17 protein-coding genes are annotated in these 16127 nt (G+C 46.3%); 8 read left to right on the top strand and 9 right to left on the bottom strand.

From position 1 onward, the window contains the following. Positions 1–67: 67 nt before the first annotated feature. Positions 68–301, bottom strand: a complete 234-nt coding sequence (locus ASUC_RS08430; RefSeq protein ID WP_012073359.1) for a putative hemolysin — start codon at positions 299–301, stop codon at positions 68–70. A gap of 141 nt (positions 302–442) precedes the next feature. On the opposite strand from ASUC_RS08430, the gene ASUC_RS08425 reads away from it, so the two are divergent. Both ASUC_RS08425 and ASUC_RS08420 read left to right on the top strand, forming a co-directional pair. Next, complete coding sequence (locus ASUC_RS08425; RefSeq protein ID WP_012073358.1) at positions 443–901, top strand: PACE efflux transporter; 459 nt, start codon at positions 443–445, stop codon at positions 899–901. Beyond that, on the top strand, positions 888–1316 hold the full coding sequence (locus ASUC_RS08420) for a MarR family winged helix-turn-helix transcriptional regulator (RefSeq protein ID WP_012073357.1): 429 nt from the start codon (positions 888–890) through the stop codon (positions 1314–1316). The genes ASUC_RS08425 and ASUC_RS08420 overlap by 14 nt, the downstream gene beginning before the upstream one ends. A 207-nt stretch (positions 1317–1523) precedes the next feature. Here ASUC_RS08420 and hypF read toward each other — a convergent pair whose 3' ends face one another. Next, complete coding sequence (hypF, locus tag ASUC_RS08415; RefSeq protein ID WP_041834801.1) at positions 1524–3800, bottom strand: carbamoyltransferase HypF; 2277 nt, start codon at positions 3798–3800, stop codon at positions 1524–1526. Positions 3801–4122: 322 nt separating this feature from the next. Here hypF and ASUC_RS08410 point away from each other — a divergent pair, with 322 nt between their 5' ends. Next, positions 4123–4869: an SDR family NAD(P)-dependent oxidoreductase gene (locus ASUC_RS08410; protein WP_012073355.1), complete on the top strand. Its 747-nt coding sequence runs from the start codon at positions 4123–4125 to the stop codon at positions 4867–4869. A gap of 181 nt (positions 4870–5050) precedes the next feature. Then, positions 5051–6316, top strand: a complete 1266-nt coding sequence (locus ASUC_RS08405) for an O-acetylhomoserine aminocarboxypropyltransferase/cysteine synthase family protein (protein WP_012073354.1) — start codon at positions 5051–5053, stop codon at positions 6314–6316. An 89-nt stretch (positions 6317–6405) separates the two neighbouring features. On the opposite strand, the gene ASUC_RS08400 is transcribed toward ASUC_RS08405, so the two are convergent. From ASUC_RS08400 to ASUC_RS08380, 5 genes are all read right to left on the bottom strand, one after another. Further along, complete coding sequence (locus ASUC_RS08400) at positions 6406–7323, bottom strand: gluconeogenesis factor YvcK family protein (protein WP_012073353.1); 918 nt, start codon at positions 7321–7323, stop codon at positions 6406–6408. 146 nt (positions 7324–7469) lie between these two features. Beyond that, on the bottom strand, positions 7470–8744 hold the full coding sequence (locus ASUC_RS08395) for an alpha/beta hydrolase-fold protein (protein WP_012073352.1): 1275 nt from the start codon (positions 8742–8744) through the stop codon (positions 7470–7472). After that, positions 8741–9118 carry a SufE family protein gene (locus ASUC_RS08390; RefSeq protein ID WP_012073351.1) on the bottom strand — a complete coding sequence of 126 codons (378 nt, stop codon included), beginning with the start codon at positions 9116–9118 and terminating at the stop codon, positions 8741–8743. The genes ASUC_RS08395 and ASUC_RS08390 overlap by 4 nt, the downstream gene beginning before the upstream one ends. 30 nt (positions 9119–9148) lie before the next feature. Next, positions 9149–10348 (bottom strand): cysteine desulfurase, encoded by a 1200-nt coding sequence (locus tag ASUC_RS08385; RefSeq protein ID WP_041834653.1) that lies wholly within the window; start codon positions 10346–10348, stop codon positions 9149–9151. Further along, the gene (locus tag ASUC_RS08380; protein ID WP_012073349.1) at positions 10345–10842 is read right to left on the bottom strand and encodes a thermonuclease family protein; all 498 of its coding nucleotides are present in this window, start codon (positions 10840–10842) and stop codon (positions 10345–10347) included. Before ASUC_RS08380 ends, ASUC_RS08385 begins: the two co-directional genes overlap by 4 nt. A gap of 101 nt (positions 10843–10943) precedes the next feature. On the opposite strand from ASUC_RS08380, the gene ASUC_RS08375 reads away from it, so the two are divergent. From ASUC_RS08375 to ASUC_RS08365, 3 genes are read left to right on the top strand one after another with little or no spacing between them, the layout of a single operon-like run. Beyond that, on the top strand, positions 10944–11375 hold the full coding sequence (locus ASUC_RS08375; protein ID WP_012073348.1) for a CidA/LrgA family protein: 432 nt from the start codon (positions 10944–10946) through the stop codon (positions 11373–11375). Beyond that, positions 11372–12055 (top strand): CidB/LrgB family autolysis modulator, encoded by a 684-nt coding sequence (locus ASUC_RS08370; protein ID WP_012073347.1) that lies wholly within the window; start codon positions 11372–11374, stop codon positions 12053–12055. The genes ASUC_RS08375 and ASUC_RS08370 overlap by 4 nt, the downstream gene beginning before the upstream one ends. Continuing rightward, a complete protein-coding gene (locus ASUC_RS08365) occupies positions 12052–13407 on the top strand; it encodes an anti-phage deoxyguanosine triphosphatase (RefSeq protein ID WP_012073346.1) in 1356 nt (451 codons plus the stop codon). Before ASUC_RS08370 ends, ASUC_RS08365 begins: the two co-directional genes overlap by 4 nt. Positions 13408–13418: 11 nt before the next feature. On the opposite strand, the gene ASUC_RS08360 is transcribed toward ASUC_RS08365, so the two are convergent. Beyond that, positions 13419–14339 (bottom strand): TIGR01777 family oxidoreductase, encoded by a 921-nt coding sequence (locus ASUC_RS08360; protein ID WP_012073345.1) that lies wholly within the window; start codon positions 14337–14339, stop codon positions 13419–13421. Further along, positions 14339–14806, bottom strand: coding sequence for a transcriptional regulator ArgR (argR, locus tag ASUC_RS08355; RefSeq protein WP_041834800.1), 468 nt, complete (start codon positions 14804–14806; stop codon positions 14339–14341). The genes ASUC_RS08360 and argR overlap by 1 nt, the downstream gene beginning before the upstream one ends. A gap of 228 nt (positions 14807–15034) precedes the next feature. On the opposite strand from argR, the gene mdh reads away from it, so the two are divergent. Further along, on the top strand, positions 15035–15973 hold the full coding sequence (mdh, locus tag ASUC_RS08350) for a malate dehydrogenase (protein WP_012073343.1): 939 nt from the start codon (positions 15035–15037) through the stop codon (positions 15971–15973). Positions 15974–16127 lie beyond the last annotated feature (154 nt).

Here is a 16127-nt window from a genome sequence, read left to right as displayed (position 1 = left end):
TTTTTTGAGGTAATACTAACTTAAAATCGGATTAAAAATATTTAACCTTAATGAAAAATAAAGGTTTTTATAACTGATGATGCCGGCGGAAGTATTCCCATTCTTCCACCGTTTCACCGTTCGGCAAATGGCAGACGCCGTATTCGGAGCCGTCTTTATCTTTACGGATTTCGGACTTGCCGCCTTGTTTTATGCAAAATTCCGAAGCGGGATTGGCTATTCCCGCCGCCGGGGAGGTGTAGTGGCAGGCGGTTAAAGCGGAAACGGCCATTGAAGCGCCGAATAAAATAACTTTTTTCATAAAAAAGCCTTATGTAGTGAATGAGGCGAATTTTATCGCATTCTCGGGCAGGAAAGTCAATCAAAAAAATACTTGAAATAGTCTATTTGTAGACTATAATAGTCTGCTTTTAGACTAGTGTGCCATTTAATGAGGAAAATAATGAGCCAAATTCAATCCAACCCGATGAGCGTAAAAGAACGCGTTTTTCACTCCGTTTTATTTGAACTCGGCGCAGTGGCCGTTTCTACCGTGCTGGTACTGTTGCTTTCTCCGGCAGACACCGGCTCAGCCGTGGGCGTCAGCATTGTTATGGCGCTGATGGCGGTGGTTTGGAATTTCGTTTTTAACTACGGTTTCGATAAAATTTTTACCGCCCCGCGTGAAACCCGCGGCTTTGGTTTGCGCGTCTTTCACACCATCAGCTTTGAAGCGGGGCTGCTGATTTTTACCATTCCCGTGATTGCGTATCTGCTGAATTTAAGCCTGTGGCACGCCTTTATTGCCGATGTCGGCTTGACACTGGCGATTACGCTTTACGCCCTGATTTTTAACTGGATTTATGATAACGCCCGTTTGAGATTTCAGGATTCCGCAGGAGTGATGGATGAACTCGTTTGATCTGTTCGGGCAAACCGCCAGCCATATGTTCAGCCTGTATGAACAATGGATAAAAACAAAAGGGCTGAATTACAGCACTCTGGCGGTGCTGCATACTCTTGTTAAAGAAAACGCTTGCACCCAAAAACATATCTGCAAACAATGGGGCTTGCCGAAGCAAACCATTTCCGCCAGTTGCCAAAAACTGCACAAAGACGGCTTAATCGCCTTTTCAGCCAACGGTACGGACGGGCGGGAAAAACAACTGCATCTGACCGAACAAGGCAAGGCGGTTGCCGAGCCGTTAATCGACGAACTCAATCAAATCGAACAGCGTGCGGTGCAGGCATTCGGCGAAAAACGCGCCGAACGCTTTATTCAGGAAATGAGCCGATTTGTAGCGACATTGGAAAAAGAGATAAATACCGTTATCTAAAAATAAGCTCTTGCTTTGACAAGTTATTGTTTTTAAAGAATTTTGTAAAATTATTGGATTTACCCTTAACTGCTGTTTTTTCGAATCGGCACGCAATGGTTTGCAATATTCCGGCGAACGAGTAAGCACTGTGATGATTTTATCAAAACCGAATTCGAGCGCTCTCAAAACTACTGCATCTAAACGGTTATGGTGTCACCAAATGTGCTAAATTGCGCCGATAACTGCTTGTCCTAAACTTAGCCCGCCGTCGCCCATAGGGAATTGGTGAGCGCTGAGTACGTTGAATTCAGCCAGATTTTCTTTTAATAAACGCCGTAGCAGTCGGTTGTGCATGACACCTCCGCTAAGCACGATAGTTCGGCAATGCAATCTATGCGCCTGTTGGCGGGCTAAATCCGCCAAACCTTGGGCCAGTGCAAAATGAAAGGCAAAGGCTTTATCGGCGATTTCGCTTTTATCTCGCATCCACCCTTGCCAGAAAACCGCTAAATCTAACTGATGATCTTTCAACGGCATGTCTAACCGGATATTATTTGCCGCATCGGTGCCCGATAAGCCTGTAAGTGAGGATTGTGACGCCAACGCTTCCAGCTGGCAGGCGGCTTCGCCTTCCCAGCTTAATTTTTCCGGTGCAATACCTAAACTGTAGGCGACGGCGTCAAATAAGCGTCCGGCGGAGGAAATCGGCGGTGAATTTATTTGGCGTTCAATCGCTTTGGCAAGCAGTTGCCAGTTTTGATGGCTACAGGTTTGTACGGCGATTTCCCGCCAGTTCGGCACAAAACGATATAAATGCGCCAGCCAGTTGCGCCACGGTTGGCTCGCCGCCAAATCTCCGCCGGGCAGGGCAACCGCCGGCAATCCGCCGAGATGACGACATTCCGCACCATTTACATAGAGGCATTCACCGCCCCAAAGTCGTCCGTTTTCACCCATACCGATGCCGTCTAAGGCTAAGCCGATGACGGGGTTATTACAATGATGTTCTGCGCAAACCGCGGCGATATGGGCATGATGGTGCAAGACTTCTACACAGGGAACGCCGAGTTTTTCAGCCAAAGCTTTCCCTATTCGGCTGGAAAAATAACCGCCATGAGCGTCTACTACGATTTTGTCCGGTTTGAATTGGTAAATTTGTCGGAACAAGGTTAAATTCTGTTCTAATTGTGACCGCACTTTTTCGTTAGCGATGTCCCCTATATGCTGACTGACTATCGCTTTATCACCTTTCAGCAGGCAGAAAGTATTTTTTAAATCGGAACCTAATGCCAGAATATGTTGCGTATTGTTCAGCTTTAACTGAATTTCGTCAGGTACATAACCGCGGGCGCGGCGCAAAGTCTCCGTGCCGTCAAATGCTGCGCGTACCAAACTGTCATCGGCGCGTTGTAGGATATCGCGATTGTGACAGAGAAAAACATCTGCCAAATCTTTCAAAAATTTGACCGCACTTTGATTATCCAGTACCGGCGGTTCGCCGCTCGGATTGGCGGAAGTCATCACCAGCGGGCGATTGACTTCCCGCAATAATAAATGCTGAAGCGGATTGCCCGGCAGCATGACGCCGATTTCATTAAGTTTCGGCGCAATCAGCGGACAAACTTCCGGCACTTTGCGGTTTTTCAGCAACACAATGGGCGCGGCGGCGGATGTCAGCAACCGTATTTCTTCAGTATTCAGATCCCGCAAATTCGCCAAACCGGGCACCATAATCGCCAGCGGTTTGCCGGGGCGATGTTTCCGTTCCCGTAATAATTTGACCGCACTTTGATTGGTCGCATCGCAAGCTAAATGAAAACCGCCCACGCCTTTAACGGCAACGATTTTACCTTGTTTCAGCGCATCCGCCGTTTGTTGCAATGCCGTATTCCGTTCGGCAAGGATAGTTTCGGCATTTTGCAGCCAAATGTGCGGTCCGCAATCGGAGCATGCGTTGGGTTGGGCGTGGAAGCGGCGGTCGGCGGGATCCCGGTATTCTTTTTCGCAATCGAAGCAGAGCGGAAATTGCGCCATGGAAGTATTCGGGCGATCGTAAGGAATAGCGCGAATAATGGTAAAGCGCGGTCCGCAATGGGTGCAGTTAATAAAGGGATAACGGAACCGACGGTCGTTTTTATCGAACAATTCGGCTACGCAAAGGGGACAGGTGGCGGCATCCGGCACAATTTGGGTATCCATAGTGTTATTTTCGCTTTCTCGAATGGTAAAGTCCTGAAAGCCGCGAAAGTGCGGTGAAATTTCCCACTGTTTTTTGTATTGTCGAATATCGGTGACGGCAGCCAAAGGCGGTAACTCTTCTTGTAAATCCTGCAGAAAACGGGCGAGTATGTTATCGTCGGTTTCCGTTAACCGAATAAGAACGCCTAGTCCGTCATTATTGACGTCGCCGGTTAAATGGTGTTTGTTGGCGAGTCGCCATACGAAAGGACGAAAACCGACGCCTTGTACCTTTCCTTTAATACGTAATTCGATTCCGTTTATGCTTGCTCGATTTTTGCCGTCCATATATTTTCCTCACCAAATGAGAACCGTTCTACATCAAATATTTTTATAAAATTATCTATGTAAAATTTTATCTTATAATATTCGAAAATCAGAAAATTTATTGTGTGTGGCGCGTGTGACTAGTAAACGTATTGTTATTAAAAACACGGTTATAGTACCTTCGTCATATTACACGGAAAAGGGCGTGTGGCCCAACCGGGGCGAACGATGGAGTCAATCCGTACCAATAGTTTACAGCATTCTTTTCTAACGTTATGATGAGTAAACAAAAGATTCAACAGGGAATAAGGAGAACAAGATGGCAAACTTAGTGAACAAAACGGCATTGGTGACAGGCGGTGGTACGGGTATCGGGCGAGCTATCGCCAAACGCATGGCGAAAGACGGGGCTAATGTGGTGATTATCGGCCGCAATGAAGCGACTTTGGAAGAAAGCGCCGAACAGCATGAGAATATTACATACCTTGTCGCCGATGTGCTGAAATCGGAGGATATTGCCCGTGTTCTGACGGAAATTCAGGAAGAATTCGGTAAGCTGGATATTGTGGTAAATAATGCGGGCATCGCTCCGATGACGCCGATCGAAAATATAAACTTAGCGGATTTTGACCGCACTTTCGCATTAAATGTTCGGGCGGTGATCGATGTGACGGCACAGGCGATACCTTATTTGAAAGCCAGTAAAGGCAATATTGTCAATATCATCTCGGGGTTGGTACATAATCCGATGCCGGGAAATTGTATTTATACCGCCAGTAAAGCGGCAGTGCTGAGCTTAACCCGCACTTGGGCGAAAGAGTTGGCCGCTTACGGTATTCGGGTTAATTGCGTGTCCGTCGGTGCGGCGAATACTTCAATCCATGATGCGCTAGGTTTCAGCGAAGAACAGATGAACGCCTATAAACAGGCGGTAAGCAGTGCGGTGCCGTTGGGACGTTTCGGCGAACCGGATGAAATTGCGCCGATTGTTGCATTTCTGGCATCCGAGCATGCCCGTTACGTGACCGGCTCCGACTACGGCGTTGACGGCGGGTTCGGTATTTAATCCGAATCGATGTCGGTATTCGGTATTTAACCGCTTCAGGTTCGTCTGCAAGCGGTTTTGTTTATGAAAGTATTTCATGATAGAAATGATAAAAAAGAATCCGGATCACGATTGAAAATCTCCATGAGATGATGGAAGATAACGGCGATATTTAAGTTTAATTCGACCAAAAGGAATTTTTATGCAATTTGAAACTCAGTGTTTACATGCGGGTTACAGCCCGAAATCGGGCGAACCTCGGGTTCAGCCTATCGTCCAAAGCACCACTTATACGTACGACAGTACGGAAGATATAGGCGATTTGTTTAATTTGAAAACGGCCGGTTATTTCTATACCCGTTTGGCAAACCCGACGACCAATGCCGCAGAAGAAAAACTGGCGGCGCTGGAAGGCGGAGTCGGGGCTTTATGTACTTCGTCGGGACAGGCGGCGACTTTTTATGCCCTGTTGAATATTTTGGAGTCCGGGGATCATTTTATTACCTCTACTTCTATTTACGGCGGCACTTATAATTTATTTGCGCATACCTTCAAAAAGATGGGTATTGAGGTTACTTTTGTAGATCAAACCCTACCGCTGGAAGCACTGGAACAGGCGATTCGACCGAATACCAAAGCGGTATTCGGTGAAACCGTCGCTAATCCTGAATTACGGGTACTGGATATTGAAAAATTTGCTCGATTAGCTCAAAAAGCACAAGTGCCGTTGATTATTGATAACACTTTTGCTACGCCGTATTTTTGCCGTCCTTTCGAATTTGGCGCCAATATTGTGGTACACAGTACGACCAAGTATTTGGACGGTCATGCGGTTGCCGTGGGCGGAGCGGTGATTGACGGCGGTAATTTTGACTGGCATAACGGAAAATTCCCGGCGTTTACCCGTCCGGACGAGTCTTATCATGGATTGATTTATACGGAAACATTCGGTGCGGCGGCCTATATTGTAAAGGCGAGAGTACAGTTAATGCGTGACTTGGGTGCGACGCCGGCTCCGCAAAACAGTTTTTTGCTGAATCTGGGGATGGAAACCTTGTCTCTGCGTATGAAAGCACATTATGAAAACGCCTTAGAAGTGGCAAAATTTTTGGAAAACCAGTCGCAAGTCAATATGGTGAGTTATCCGGCGTTGGAAAATTCGCCGGATTATGCGTTAAAACAAAAATATATGCCGAACGGACTTTGCGGCGTTATTTCCTTTGAAATTAAAGGGGGACGGGAAGCAGCCTCGAAATGGCTGAACGGCTTGAAGTTGATTTCCCGCGAAGTGCATGTGGCGGATATTCGCACATGCGCCCTGCATCCGGCAACGTCCACCCACCGACAAATGAGCGAAGAAGAGCTGGCGAAAATCAATGTGTCGGCCGGACTTGTCCGTTTGTCCGTCGGCATTGAAAACGTACAGGATATTCTGGCGGATATTGAACAGGCGTTTAGCGGGATTTAACGAAAAATTAAACTTGTGAAAAAGCGGGTCAACGATAATGGTTAACCCGTTTTTATTTTTGAAGTGCGGTCAGAATTTCGATCATTTTATCAAGTCAGAATTTTGATCATTTCGTCGACTGCTGCGCATAACCGATCGCGATCATGCCGATAAATGACATCATCGGCATTCAGTTTGCGCCCCAATACTTTAATATTCGGCAGATGTTTATCGTCAGTATATTGAGGCGTGGTAATCACGCCGTCAATGATATTTTTGCCCATCACCCGATGAATCCAGCGAATACGATCCGTCAGCGATAGTGCCGCCGCCGGGCTATGTTCGATGCCGAGATTATCGATAAAAATTTTCTTGGCTCGACTGTTTTTTAATGCCTGAATAATTTCGGGAATCAGCAGGGACGGCATGATACTGGTTAAAAAGCTGCCCGGTCCGAATAAAACCACTTCCGCCTGTTGAATGGCAGATACCGCTTCGGGCGTGGCGTGCACGATCGGATCAAGAAAAATAGAATCCGGTATTTCGTTGATCAGTTTATCGATTGCCACTTCACCGATGATTTTTTCACCGGAAGTCAACACGGCACCGAGATCCACCGGTTGTTCGGACATGGGAATCAAATAAGATCGCACCCGTAAAAAGTTACGAATCAGATTGATGGCCTCAGTAGGACGGATTTCCATATCTTCCAGCGCTTTCAGAATAAGATTACCGAGATTGTGTCCCGCCAGTTCGCCTTGTCCGCTGAATCGGTATTCGAATACTTTTGAGGCTGTAGTGGGTTTGGCGGTAATCTGATTAAGACAGTTACGTAAATCGCCCCATGCAATGCCGCCGTGTTGACGGCGGATGCGTCCGGTGGAACCGCCGTTATCGGTGGTAGTGACGATGCCGGTAAGGCGTTCTTTCATGAAACTTAATGCGGACATAACACGCCCCAAACCGTGTCCGCCGCCGATGGCGACAATATGTTGCGTGTTATCTAAATGATGATGTTGTTCGGACATAAGCATACCTATCTATAAATGCTGTCGTATATCGGGGCGGTTGATGAAAATAAACAACCCCTATCCTTATTTACTTCCCAAATGGAAAAAATATTAAAAACTTTACCGCACTTTGGTTGGTTTAACCGGGTAAAGTGCGGTCAAAATTAGGCAGATTTTTGTTGTGATAACAACCAGTTACGCACGGGTTCGATAGCATAGGCATATTTCCAGGTGTTGATATGCCCTAATCCCGGATTTACCGGATTTTCGCCCGCAGCAAAAACCGAGCCTTTACGGAACATCACAAAATAAATATTGGCATCGGTTGCGGTTAATCGGGCATATGCCTGTTGGAATTCTTCCTGCGACCATTGCGCATCCCAAACCGCCCGTGCGACTTTAGCTCCCTGTTTTTCCAGCTCCTGCATAATGGCGGTTTGTCCCGGAAAGGCTTTGGCATCATCCTCGGAGACGGTGATCCATAAATTGCTTTTCGCCATAGGTGCGACTTTTGCAGGATCCCACTGGCAAGCCACCAAATAACTCGCGGCAAAAAAATCCGGGTATCGGATATTCATGGCGATAGCTAACATACCGCCGCCTGATTGACCCGTTGCATAAAGTCGCGATGTATCAATATTGTATTGCGTGATTAAATGTTTAATCAAATGAATTGTGGCGTCTAAATAGTCGGAAGTCTGCGCCTCGTCATCCGCCACGATTTCATCAAAGGCCGGCGCCAGTACAAATACGGGACGTTGGATTTGATCCGCCGCCGAAGCCCAAACTATCGCGCCCAAGCCCTGATACAGCGGCGCTTTGATTTTGTTACCCGTTACGCCTGCGTCATGCATAAACAGCACCAGCGGATAAGGTCGGTTGAACTGATAATTTGGGGGGACGAACAGATTATATTTCACGGTTTTACCGGTTTCCGGATCCTGCCAGCGTTCTTGTTTAAAATCATCTAAAATCGCAGTTTTGTTCTCGTTTGTGGTAAACATTTGTCCGTTTATTACAACGGAACCGTTCACCGATTTCATTTCCGGCGAATCGTCTTTCTTTTCGCCGACTTTGAGTTTAACCGACGTTTCGTGCGGTTTTTTTTGTAGTAAATCAGCCGCTTCATCCTGCGGATCCAAATTAAGAACAACGAATTTACCTTCGCTTTTAGCGCCGTTTTTCAATGAATCCGTGACATAAAGCCCGAGCACTTTACGGTTTTGTACTAAAAATCGATAGCGGGGTAAATCGGCGGCCTGTAATGGTTCGGTATATTGAATCGCGACGCCTACCCACTTAGCGCCGTCAGCGAAAACCTGGTTTAATACAATCAGTTTTTGCGGTGTATTTTCAGTATCGGCAAATACCATTTTAGGCAACGTTATCGCCAAGACGGCACCGGTGCCGAGCGTTAAAAAAGTTCGACGGGAAGTCATTCTCGTTCCTTAAGCAGTGTTTCGATCTGTTGTAATCCATTCAGGCGGGTCGAACTCAGGCGTTGGGCAATGCCGAGTTCATGAAAAAAGTCTGAAAAATGGAAGTCATGCAGTTGTTTGACCGTTTTACCGTTAACTTCGTTCATTAAAATTGCCAATAACCCGTTCATAATCCGCGCTTCACTGTAGGCGGAAAGGGTTAAAGTGCGGTCGGAATTTTGCGTAATTTTAGCCCATAGGTTTACTTCGCAACCCGGAATCGATGCATAATCCTGCAGATTTTCGGGTTTTGTTAAGGTTTTGCCAAGCTGAATCAGCAGGCGGTATTTATCTTCCCAGTTTTGGGCGTTCAGTAACGATTGTTTTATATCCATAATCTTTTTTATGCAACGGATTACCGGTTATTAGGCCAATAAATCCAAGGCGTTATCTAAGGCGAGGAACAATTGATCCAGTTCCTCTGACGTGTTGTAAGGGGCGAAACTCAAACGCAGGGTAGAGGATACGCCGATCCTTGTCAAATAAGGCATGGCGCAATGTACGCCGGTACGCAGGGCGATCTGTTGTTCCGCCAGCAACGTGGCCAAATCGGAACAGGCGATGCCGTCGAAGACGAAACTGACCACGGAACTTGGCGTCGGCGAGGTAAACAAGCGACAATTCGGATATTTTTTTAACCGCACTTTTGCTTGTTCCGATAACGCTACGGCGTGTTTTTCCGCTGCGGCGAAATCCCATTGCGACAACCATGCCAATACCGCATTAAACCCGATAACGCCTGCAATATTCGGTGTGCCGGCTTCTAAACGGTAGGGTAAATCGGCAAAACGGATTTCCTTTTCTGAGGCGAACGCTACCATTTTTCCACCGTATTGCAACGGTTGAAGCCGTTCAAGTGCGGCCGGTTTTCCGCTTAACACACCGATGCCGTTAGGTCCGTAAATTTTATGGGCGGAAAAGGCAATGAAATCCGCGTCCAGTGCTTGCAAGTCAATTTTCAGGTGACTGATTGCTTGCGCAGCGTCCACTAAAACCAACGCCTGGCTGTGTTGACGGATTAAACGGATGAAATGGGCTATCGGTTGTTCCGTTCCCGTAACATTGGATACGAAATTGAGCGCTACCAGCTTGGTGCGCGGATTTAACGCTTGAATTAAGGTGTTTTCGTCAATCAACCATTGATCCGAAATCGGTAAAACGTGGATTTTTGCTCCGCACTTTCCGGCAATTTCATGCCAAGTAACAAAATTAGCGTGGTGGTCCGCTTCGCTGATGATAATTTCGTCATCGGGTCGAATGTGCGGAATCAATCCGTTAGCAACGGTGTTAATGGCTTGTGTAGTGCCGGATGTCCAAATAATCGCCCGTTCCGATCGCGCATTAATGAATTCTTTCACTTGCGAACGCGCCTGTTCGAAAAGTGCGGTCTGTTTTGCGTCATATTGACTGCGATGAACGGAACCGGCTGACTGATAAAATGCCACAGTCGCATCGATTAAACATTGCGGTTTCAGGGCGGTTGCCGCGTTGTCGAAATAAACGACGGCATCCGGCTGTTGGAAATAGGGAAATTGTCGGCGGAATTGCTGAACGTCAAACATTATTTTTTCTTCTCTTTGTTCTTCTTCGGGTGACGGAATTGAGCGGGCGGAATCGGATTAGGATCCTGCCATAAACCGATTCGGGCATGTTGCGCTTTTCGCTGCGCATCGATATAAGCAGGATTCTTCACATATTTGCCATACGCCCACGCCATGCCCAGTTGCACCATTTTCAGGTTAATATTTTCTTGTCGGGTATTATAAACCGTCGCCAGCAAACGGTGGTAACGGTCATAACCGGTAATACGCAATGTCACCTGTTTTTGGTGTACTAACCGTCCCAACATCTGGCGGGATTTTCTGCCGAACGGTTGTGCGCGTTCCGGTGCATCGATTTCGTCCAGGCGGACTTTAAGCTGTTTATGATTATTTGCGAGACAGGTTAAGGTGTCGCCGTCAGAAATTTTTACCACGCGACAGGATAAAGTACGGTTCGCTTGCGCGTTAAATGTTAAAAAAATGACCGATAACGCAATAAAAAGGGCTCTGTTCCGCATAATGTTAGTTTATATCAAGTTTTTATACCTATTAAAGGTAACAATTCAATGAAAAGAGTGTAAAATAATTTCGCAAATTTTCAAAAAAAGTTAAGTTATCTATGCTTGAAAAATATGATTTACCGAAAAAAGCGATGGAGCTTGCTCGCTCGTTCGTTATTTTATACGCAATGCTGTTTCTTGGCGAGCGGATTACTCACCTGATTCCGCTCGGTATTCCCGGTAGTATTATCGGATTGTTGCTTCTGTTTTTAGGGCTCACTACGCAGCTTATTAAAGTGCATTGGATCTTTTTCGGTGCCGGCTTATTGATTCGATACATGGCGGTACTGTTTGTGCCGGTGAGTGTCGGTATTATGAAATATTCCGATTTACTGATTTCCCAGGCCAAAGCCTTGGTTATTCCGAACGTAGTGAGTTCTTTAACTACACTGGTTGTAGTGGGCTTAGCGGGAGATTATTTATTTTCTCTGCATTCTTTTAAAAAACTCCGCAAAAAAGTCATCAAAAAACGTCTTAAGGAGCGAACATGATCATCTTATTTTCTTTATTGACTGTCGCCGCTTTCTTTACAGCGTTACAAATCAATAAACGTTTAAAATCCATGTTACTGAATACTTTTGTATTAACCGTGTTGATTCTGGTGGGGATTTTGTTGGCGGCGGACGTGCCTTACGATACTTACATGAAAGGCAATGCACCGTTAAATAATCTATTGGGCGTCAGTGTGGTGGCGCTGGCGTTACCGTTGTACGAGCAGCTTCATCAAATCGCCGCACGCTGGCAAGCGGTCTTGCTGACAACTTTACTGGCCTCGGTTTTGGCGATGGTATCAGGTGCCGGCACGGCTGTGTTGTTGGGGGCGAATCCTGAGATCGTGGCGTCGGTGATTTCCAAATCGGTGACGACGCCCATTGCCATGGAAGTGTCGAAACATTTGGGCGGCGTGCCGGCCGTGGCGGCGGTAGGCGTTATTCTGGCCGGCTTGCAGGGGTCCCTGTTCGGTTATCTGATTATGAAAAAATTACGGATAAAAAATCACGAAGCAATCGGCTTAGCGGTAGGATCCATGTCGCACGCCTTAGGCACCGTCAGTCTGATGGAAGTGGATCAACGGGCGGGCAGTTACAGTTCAATTTCATTGGTGCTTTGTGGTATTATCAGCTCATTGTTGGCGCCCTTAATATTCAATTTAATTTATTTCAGCCTATGATATTGTCCGTGAATTCCGCTTGGCTTGAGCGTTTTCAAGCCGACCGACCGAGAGAAAAAGATCACCGACCGCCTTTTCGCCGCGACCGTGCCCGTATTCTGCACAGCGCGGCGTTTCGCTGTTTGCAGGCCAAAACACAAATCCATGCGGTGGGAGAGAACGATTTCTATCGTACCCGCTTAACTCATTCTCTGGAAGTGGCGCAAATCGGTAGCAGTTTGGCTTCCCAATTACGTTTTACCGAAGCCTTCACGTCACTTACCGAACAATTAAATTGTAGTAGTAAAGAGTTAGAATCCGTGCTTAAACCGTTATTGCCCAGTAACGATCTGATTGAAACGCTGTGCTTTGCTCACGACATCGGGCATCCGCCTTTCGGGCACGGCGGCGAAACCGCGTTAAACGCTATGATGCGTCATTCCGGTGGTTTTGAAGGCAATGCTCAAACTTTTCGTATCGTCACTAAATTGGAACCCTATACGGAAAAAGCAGGTATGAATTTAACCCGTCGTACCGTTCTGGGGTTAGTGAAATATCCCGCTATTTTAGATGAAGCTTCACCGCAATATTCCCTCTTGGATTTACCGCATCCGACGGATTTGGGGCATTTACGTCAGATTGACTGGCGCCCGAGTAAGGGGCTGTACCGTGATGACTTAACGATGATCAACTGGCTGTTGAAACCGCTGTCCGACACCGATCGCCGTTTGTTCACGTCATTTCGAAAAGTGCGGTCGAATTTTCAAGAGTTTTTGAAAACCGTCTATAAATCGTTGGATTGCAGCATTATGGAGCTGGCGGACGACATCGCTTACGGTGTACATGATTTGGAAGATGCCGTCGTGGTGGGATTGATTTCGCAAAGTCAGTGGCAGGCGGCGTATGACGAACTGAAAAACTGTTCTTCGGATTGGATGCGGAAAAACGTGGACACGTTGACGCAAAAGCTGTTCTCCGATTACCATTATGAACGCAAAAATGCCATCGGTGCGTTGGTAAATTATTTTATTACTCATGTCCGTTGGAAAATGACGGCGGATTTTACTGATCCGTTATTGCGCTATAACGCCGAATTGCCGGATGACGTGATTTGCGTGCTGAATATTTTCAAGGATTTCGTATTCAAATATGTGATTCGCGATGTAGAAACGCAACGCATTGAATTTCGCGGGCAGCGTATTTTAACGGATATGTTTCAAATTTTCGAAAGCGATCCGGAACGTCTGTTGCCACGAAATACGGTGAAACGTTGGCAGAATGCCGAGGCGGAGGGGCGTAAACGGATTATTTGCGATTATATCGCCGGTATGTCGGATGCTTATGCTTTACGGGTTCACCGTCAGCTTTCGTAACCGAATCGATTTTATCTTCGTTTTTTATGGCGTGAGGGTAAGATGCGCTGGAGGTAGGGCTTAAGTTCGGGAAATCGGAATTGAAATCCCGCCTGTAATAATTTTTCGGGAAACACGTTTTGGCTGTCAAGTAGCAAACAGGCGCGTTCGCCGAATAATAAGCGTAACAAACAAGCGGGGACAACGGTAAAGTGCGGTCGGTTTAACTGCGATCCTAACAGGCGGTTGAATTCGGCATAACTGACCAAGTTCGGTGCGCTGAGATTGAAAGCGCCGCGACAGTCGGCGTTTTGCAAAAGAAAATCTATGGCGCGAATCATATCGGGCAGGGCAATCCACGGCATAATCTGGGTTCCGCTGCCCAATCTGGCGCCCAATCCCCAACGGTAAACCGGTAACATACTTCCTAACGCACCGCCGGATGTCGCCAACGGCATGCCGGTACGTAACAGACAAACCCGCGTTTTTTCCTGATTTTTCACTTCATTTGCCGCCTGTTCCCAGGCTACACAAAGTTGTCCGGTAAAACTTTCGCTCGGCGTGTCGGATTCGGTGACGAGCTTTTGTCCTTTATCACCGTAATAACCCGTAGCGGAGGCAGAAATAAAACAGTGCGGCGGATGCGTGCTGCGGTTGATAAGTGCGGTCAGTTTTTCGGTTAAATTTATGCGACTTTGGCGGATCAGTGTTTTTTGCCGACCTGTCCAGCGACAGTTGAAAATCGGTTCGCCGGCAAGATTAACAACGGCATCGAATTGATTGAAATGCGGAAAAACATCAAGGGAATCCACCGCACTTATGCGATGCCGAAAACGTTGTTCGGCGATTTGCGGGTTGCGGCTGAGTAGGGTGATACGGTGGTGACCGGCAAGCCATTTTTTAACTAATGCCTGCCCGATAAATCCCGTACCGCCCGTAATGAATATTTGCATTAGAGTGAATTCTCAAATAAGCGTTTTACATTTTCCATTAATTCGTCAATAGACGTGCCTGTGGTCGGCGTGATGAAAATAGTGTCGTCGCCTGCTATGGTGCCGAGAATACCGTCCGCTTTGCCTACGGAATCCAACAGGCGGGCAATCAACTGTGCCGCGCCGGGACTGGTTTTCACTACGATTAACAACTGGTTGTGATCAATATCCAGCACTAAATTTTTTAACGGACTACTAGTATTGGGCACACTCATTTCGTTCGGCAGGCAATAGACCATTTCCATGCGGGTATTACGGGTACGAATGGCGCCGAATTTTGTAAGCATGCGGGAAACTTTGGATTGGTTGATATTGCTGAATCCCATTTCCTGCAGTGCGGTGACGATTTCGCTTTGCGAACCGAAGCGTTCCTGCGCGAGTAACGCTTTAAAAACCTGTAATAGGTTATCTGTTTTATTGTCGGTCATAAATAGAAATATATCAGTTTTTAAGTCGAAATATTGCATAAATTCTGCATAAAAATTCAAAATTAATCAATAAAAATTTAAGTTTATTGTGATTTGAGCGTTTTCGAAAAATAAATGATAAAAACTTGTTTTAGATCGTAAAAATAGATGAATATTTAATTGAGTTTCATTTTTTTTCTTCGTAAAATCTACCCAGTTCAAGTTATTAATATTATCGAGGAGTATCTCATGAAAGTAACCTTATTAGGCGCCAGCGGCGGTATCGGTCAACCTCTTTCATTGTTGTTAAAATTACATCTTCCGGCAGAAAGCGATTTAAGCTTATACGATGTTGCGCCGGTCACCCCCGGTGTGGCGAAAGACATCAGCCATATTCCGACTTCGGTTGAAGTGGAAGGTTTCGGCGGCGATGATCCGTCCGAGGCATTAAAAGGGGCGGATATCGTTTTAATCTGTGCGGGTGTGGCGCGTAAGCCGGGTATGACTCGTGCGGATTTGTTTAATGTTAACGCCGGTATTATCCAGAATTTAGTGGAAAAAGTTGCGCAAGTTTGCCCGCAGGCTTGTGTTTGCATTATCACTAATCCGGTGAACTCGATTATTCCGATTGCGGCGGAAGTGCTGAAAAAAGCGGGCGTATACGATAAACGGAAATTATTCGGTATTACTACGCTGGATACCATCCGTTCCGAAAAATTTATCGTGCAAGCGAAAAATATTGAAATCAACCGTAACGATATTTCAGTTATCGGCGGACATTCAGGTGTGACGATTTTACCTTTGTTGTCACAAATTCCGCATGTGGAATTTACCGAGCAGGAATTAAAAGATTTAACTCACCGCATCCAAAATGCCGGCACCGAAGTGGTAGAAGCTAAAGCCGGTGCGGGTTCCGCTACACTTTCCATGGCGTATGCGGCAATGCGTTTTGTGGTTTCCATGGCTCGCGCATTAAACGGCGAAGTGATTACGGAATGCGCCTATATTGAAGGCGACGGTAAATTCGCCCGTTTCTTTGCACAACCGGTTCGTTTGGGTAAAAACGGCGTAGAAGAAATTCTGCCGTTAGGTACATTAAGCGCATTTGAGCAACAAGCGCTTGAAGCGATGTTACCGACCTTGCAAACTGACATTGATAACGGTGTGAAATTTGTTACCGGCGAATAATTCACCAAAATAATTTAACAAAACCGATTAAAGGATTAGGTTTTTATGCAAACCTAATCCTTTTTGTTTGGTATCAATCAGTTAAAATCCGCCGTTTGATTAATGGGAAGCTATATAAGATTTTAGTATTTTATATAGATAAAAATAGCGTGGA

The organism is Actinobacillus succinogenes 130Z (assembly GCF_000017245.1).
GTDB lineage: Bacteria > Pseudomonadota > Gammaproteobacteria > Enterobacterales > Pasteurellaceae > Exercitatus > Exercitatus succinogenes.
This window is presented reverse-complemented; position numbering and strand designations above follow the sequence as displayed.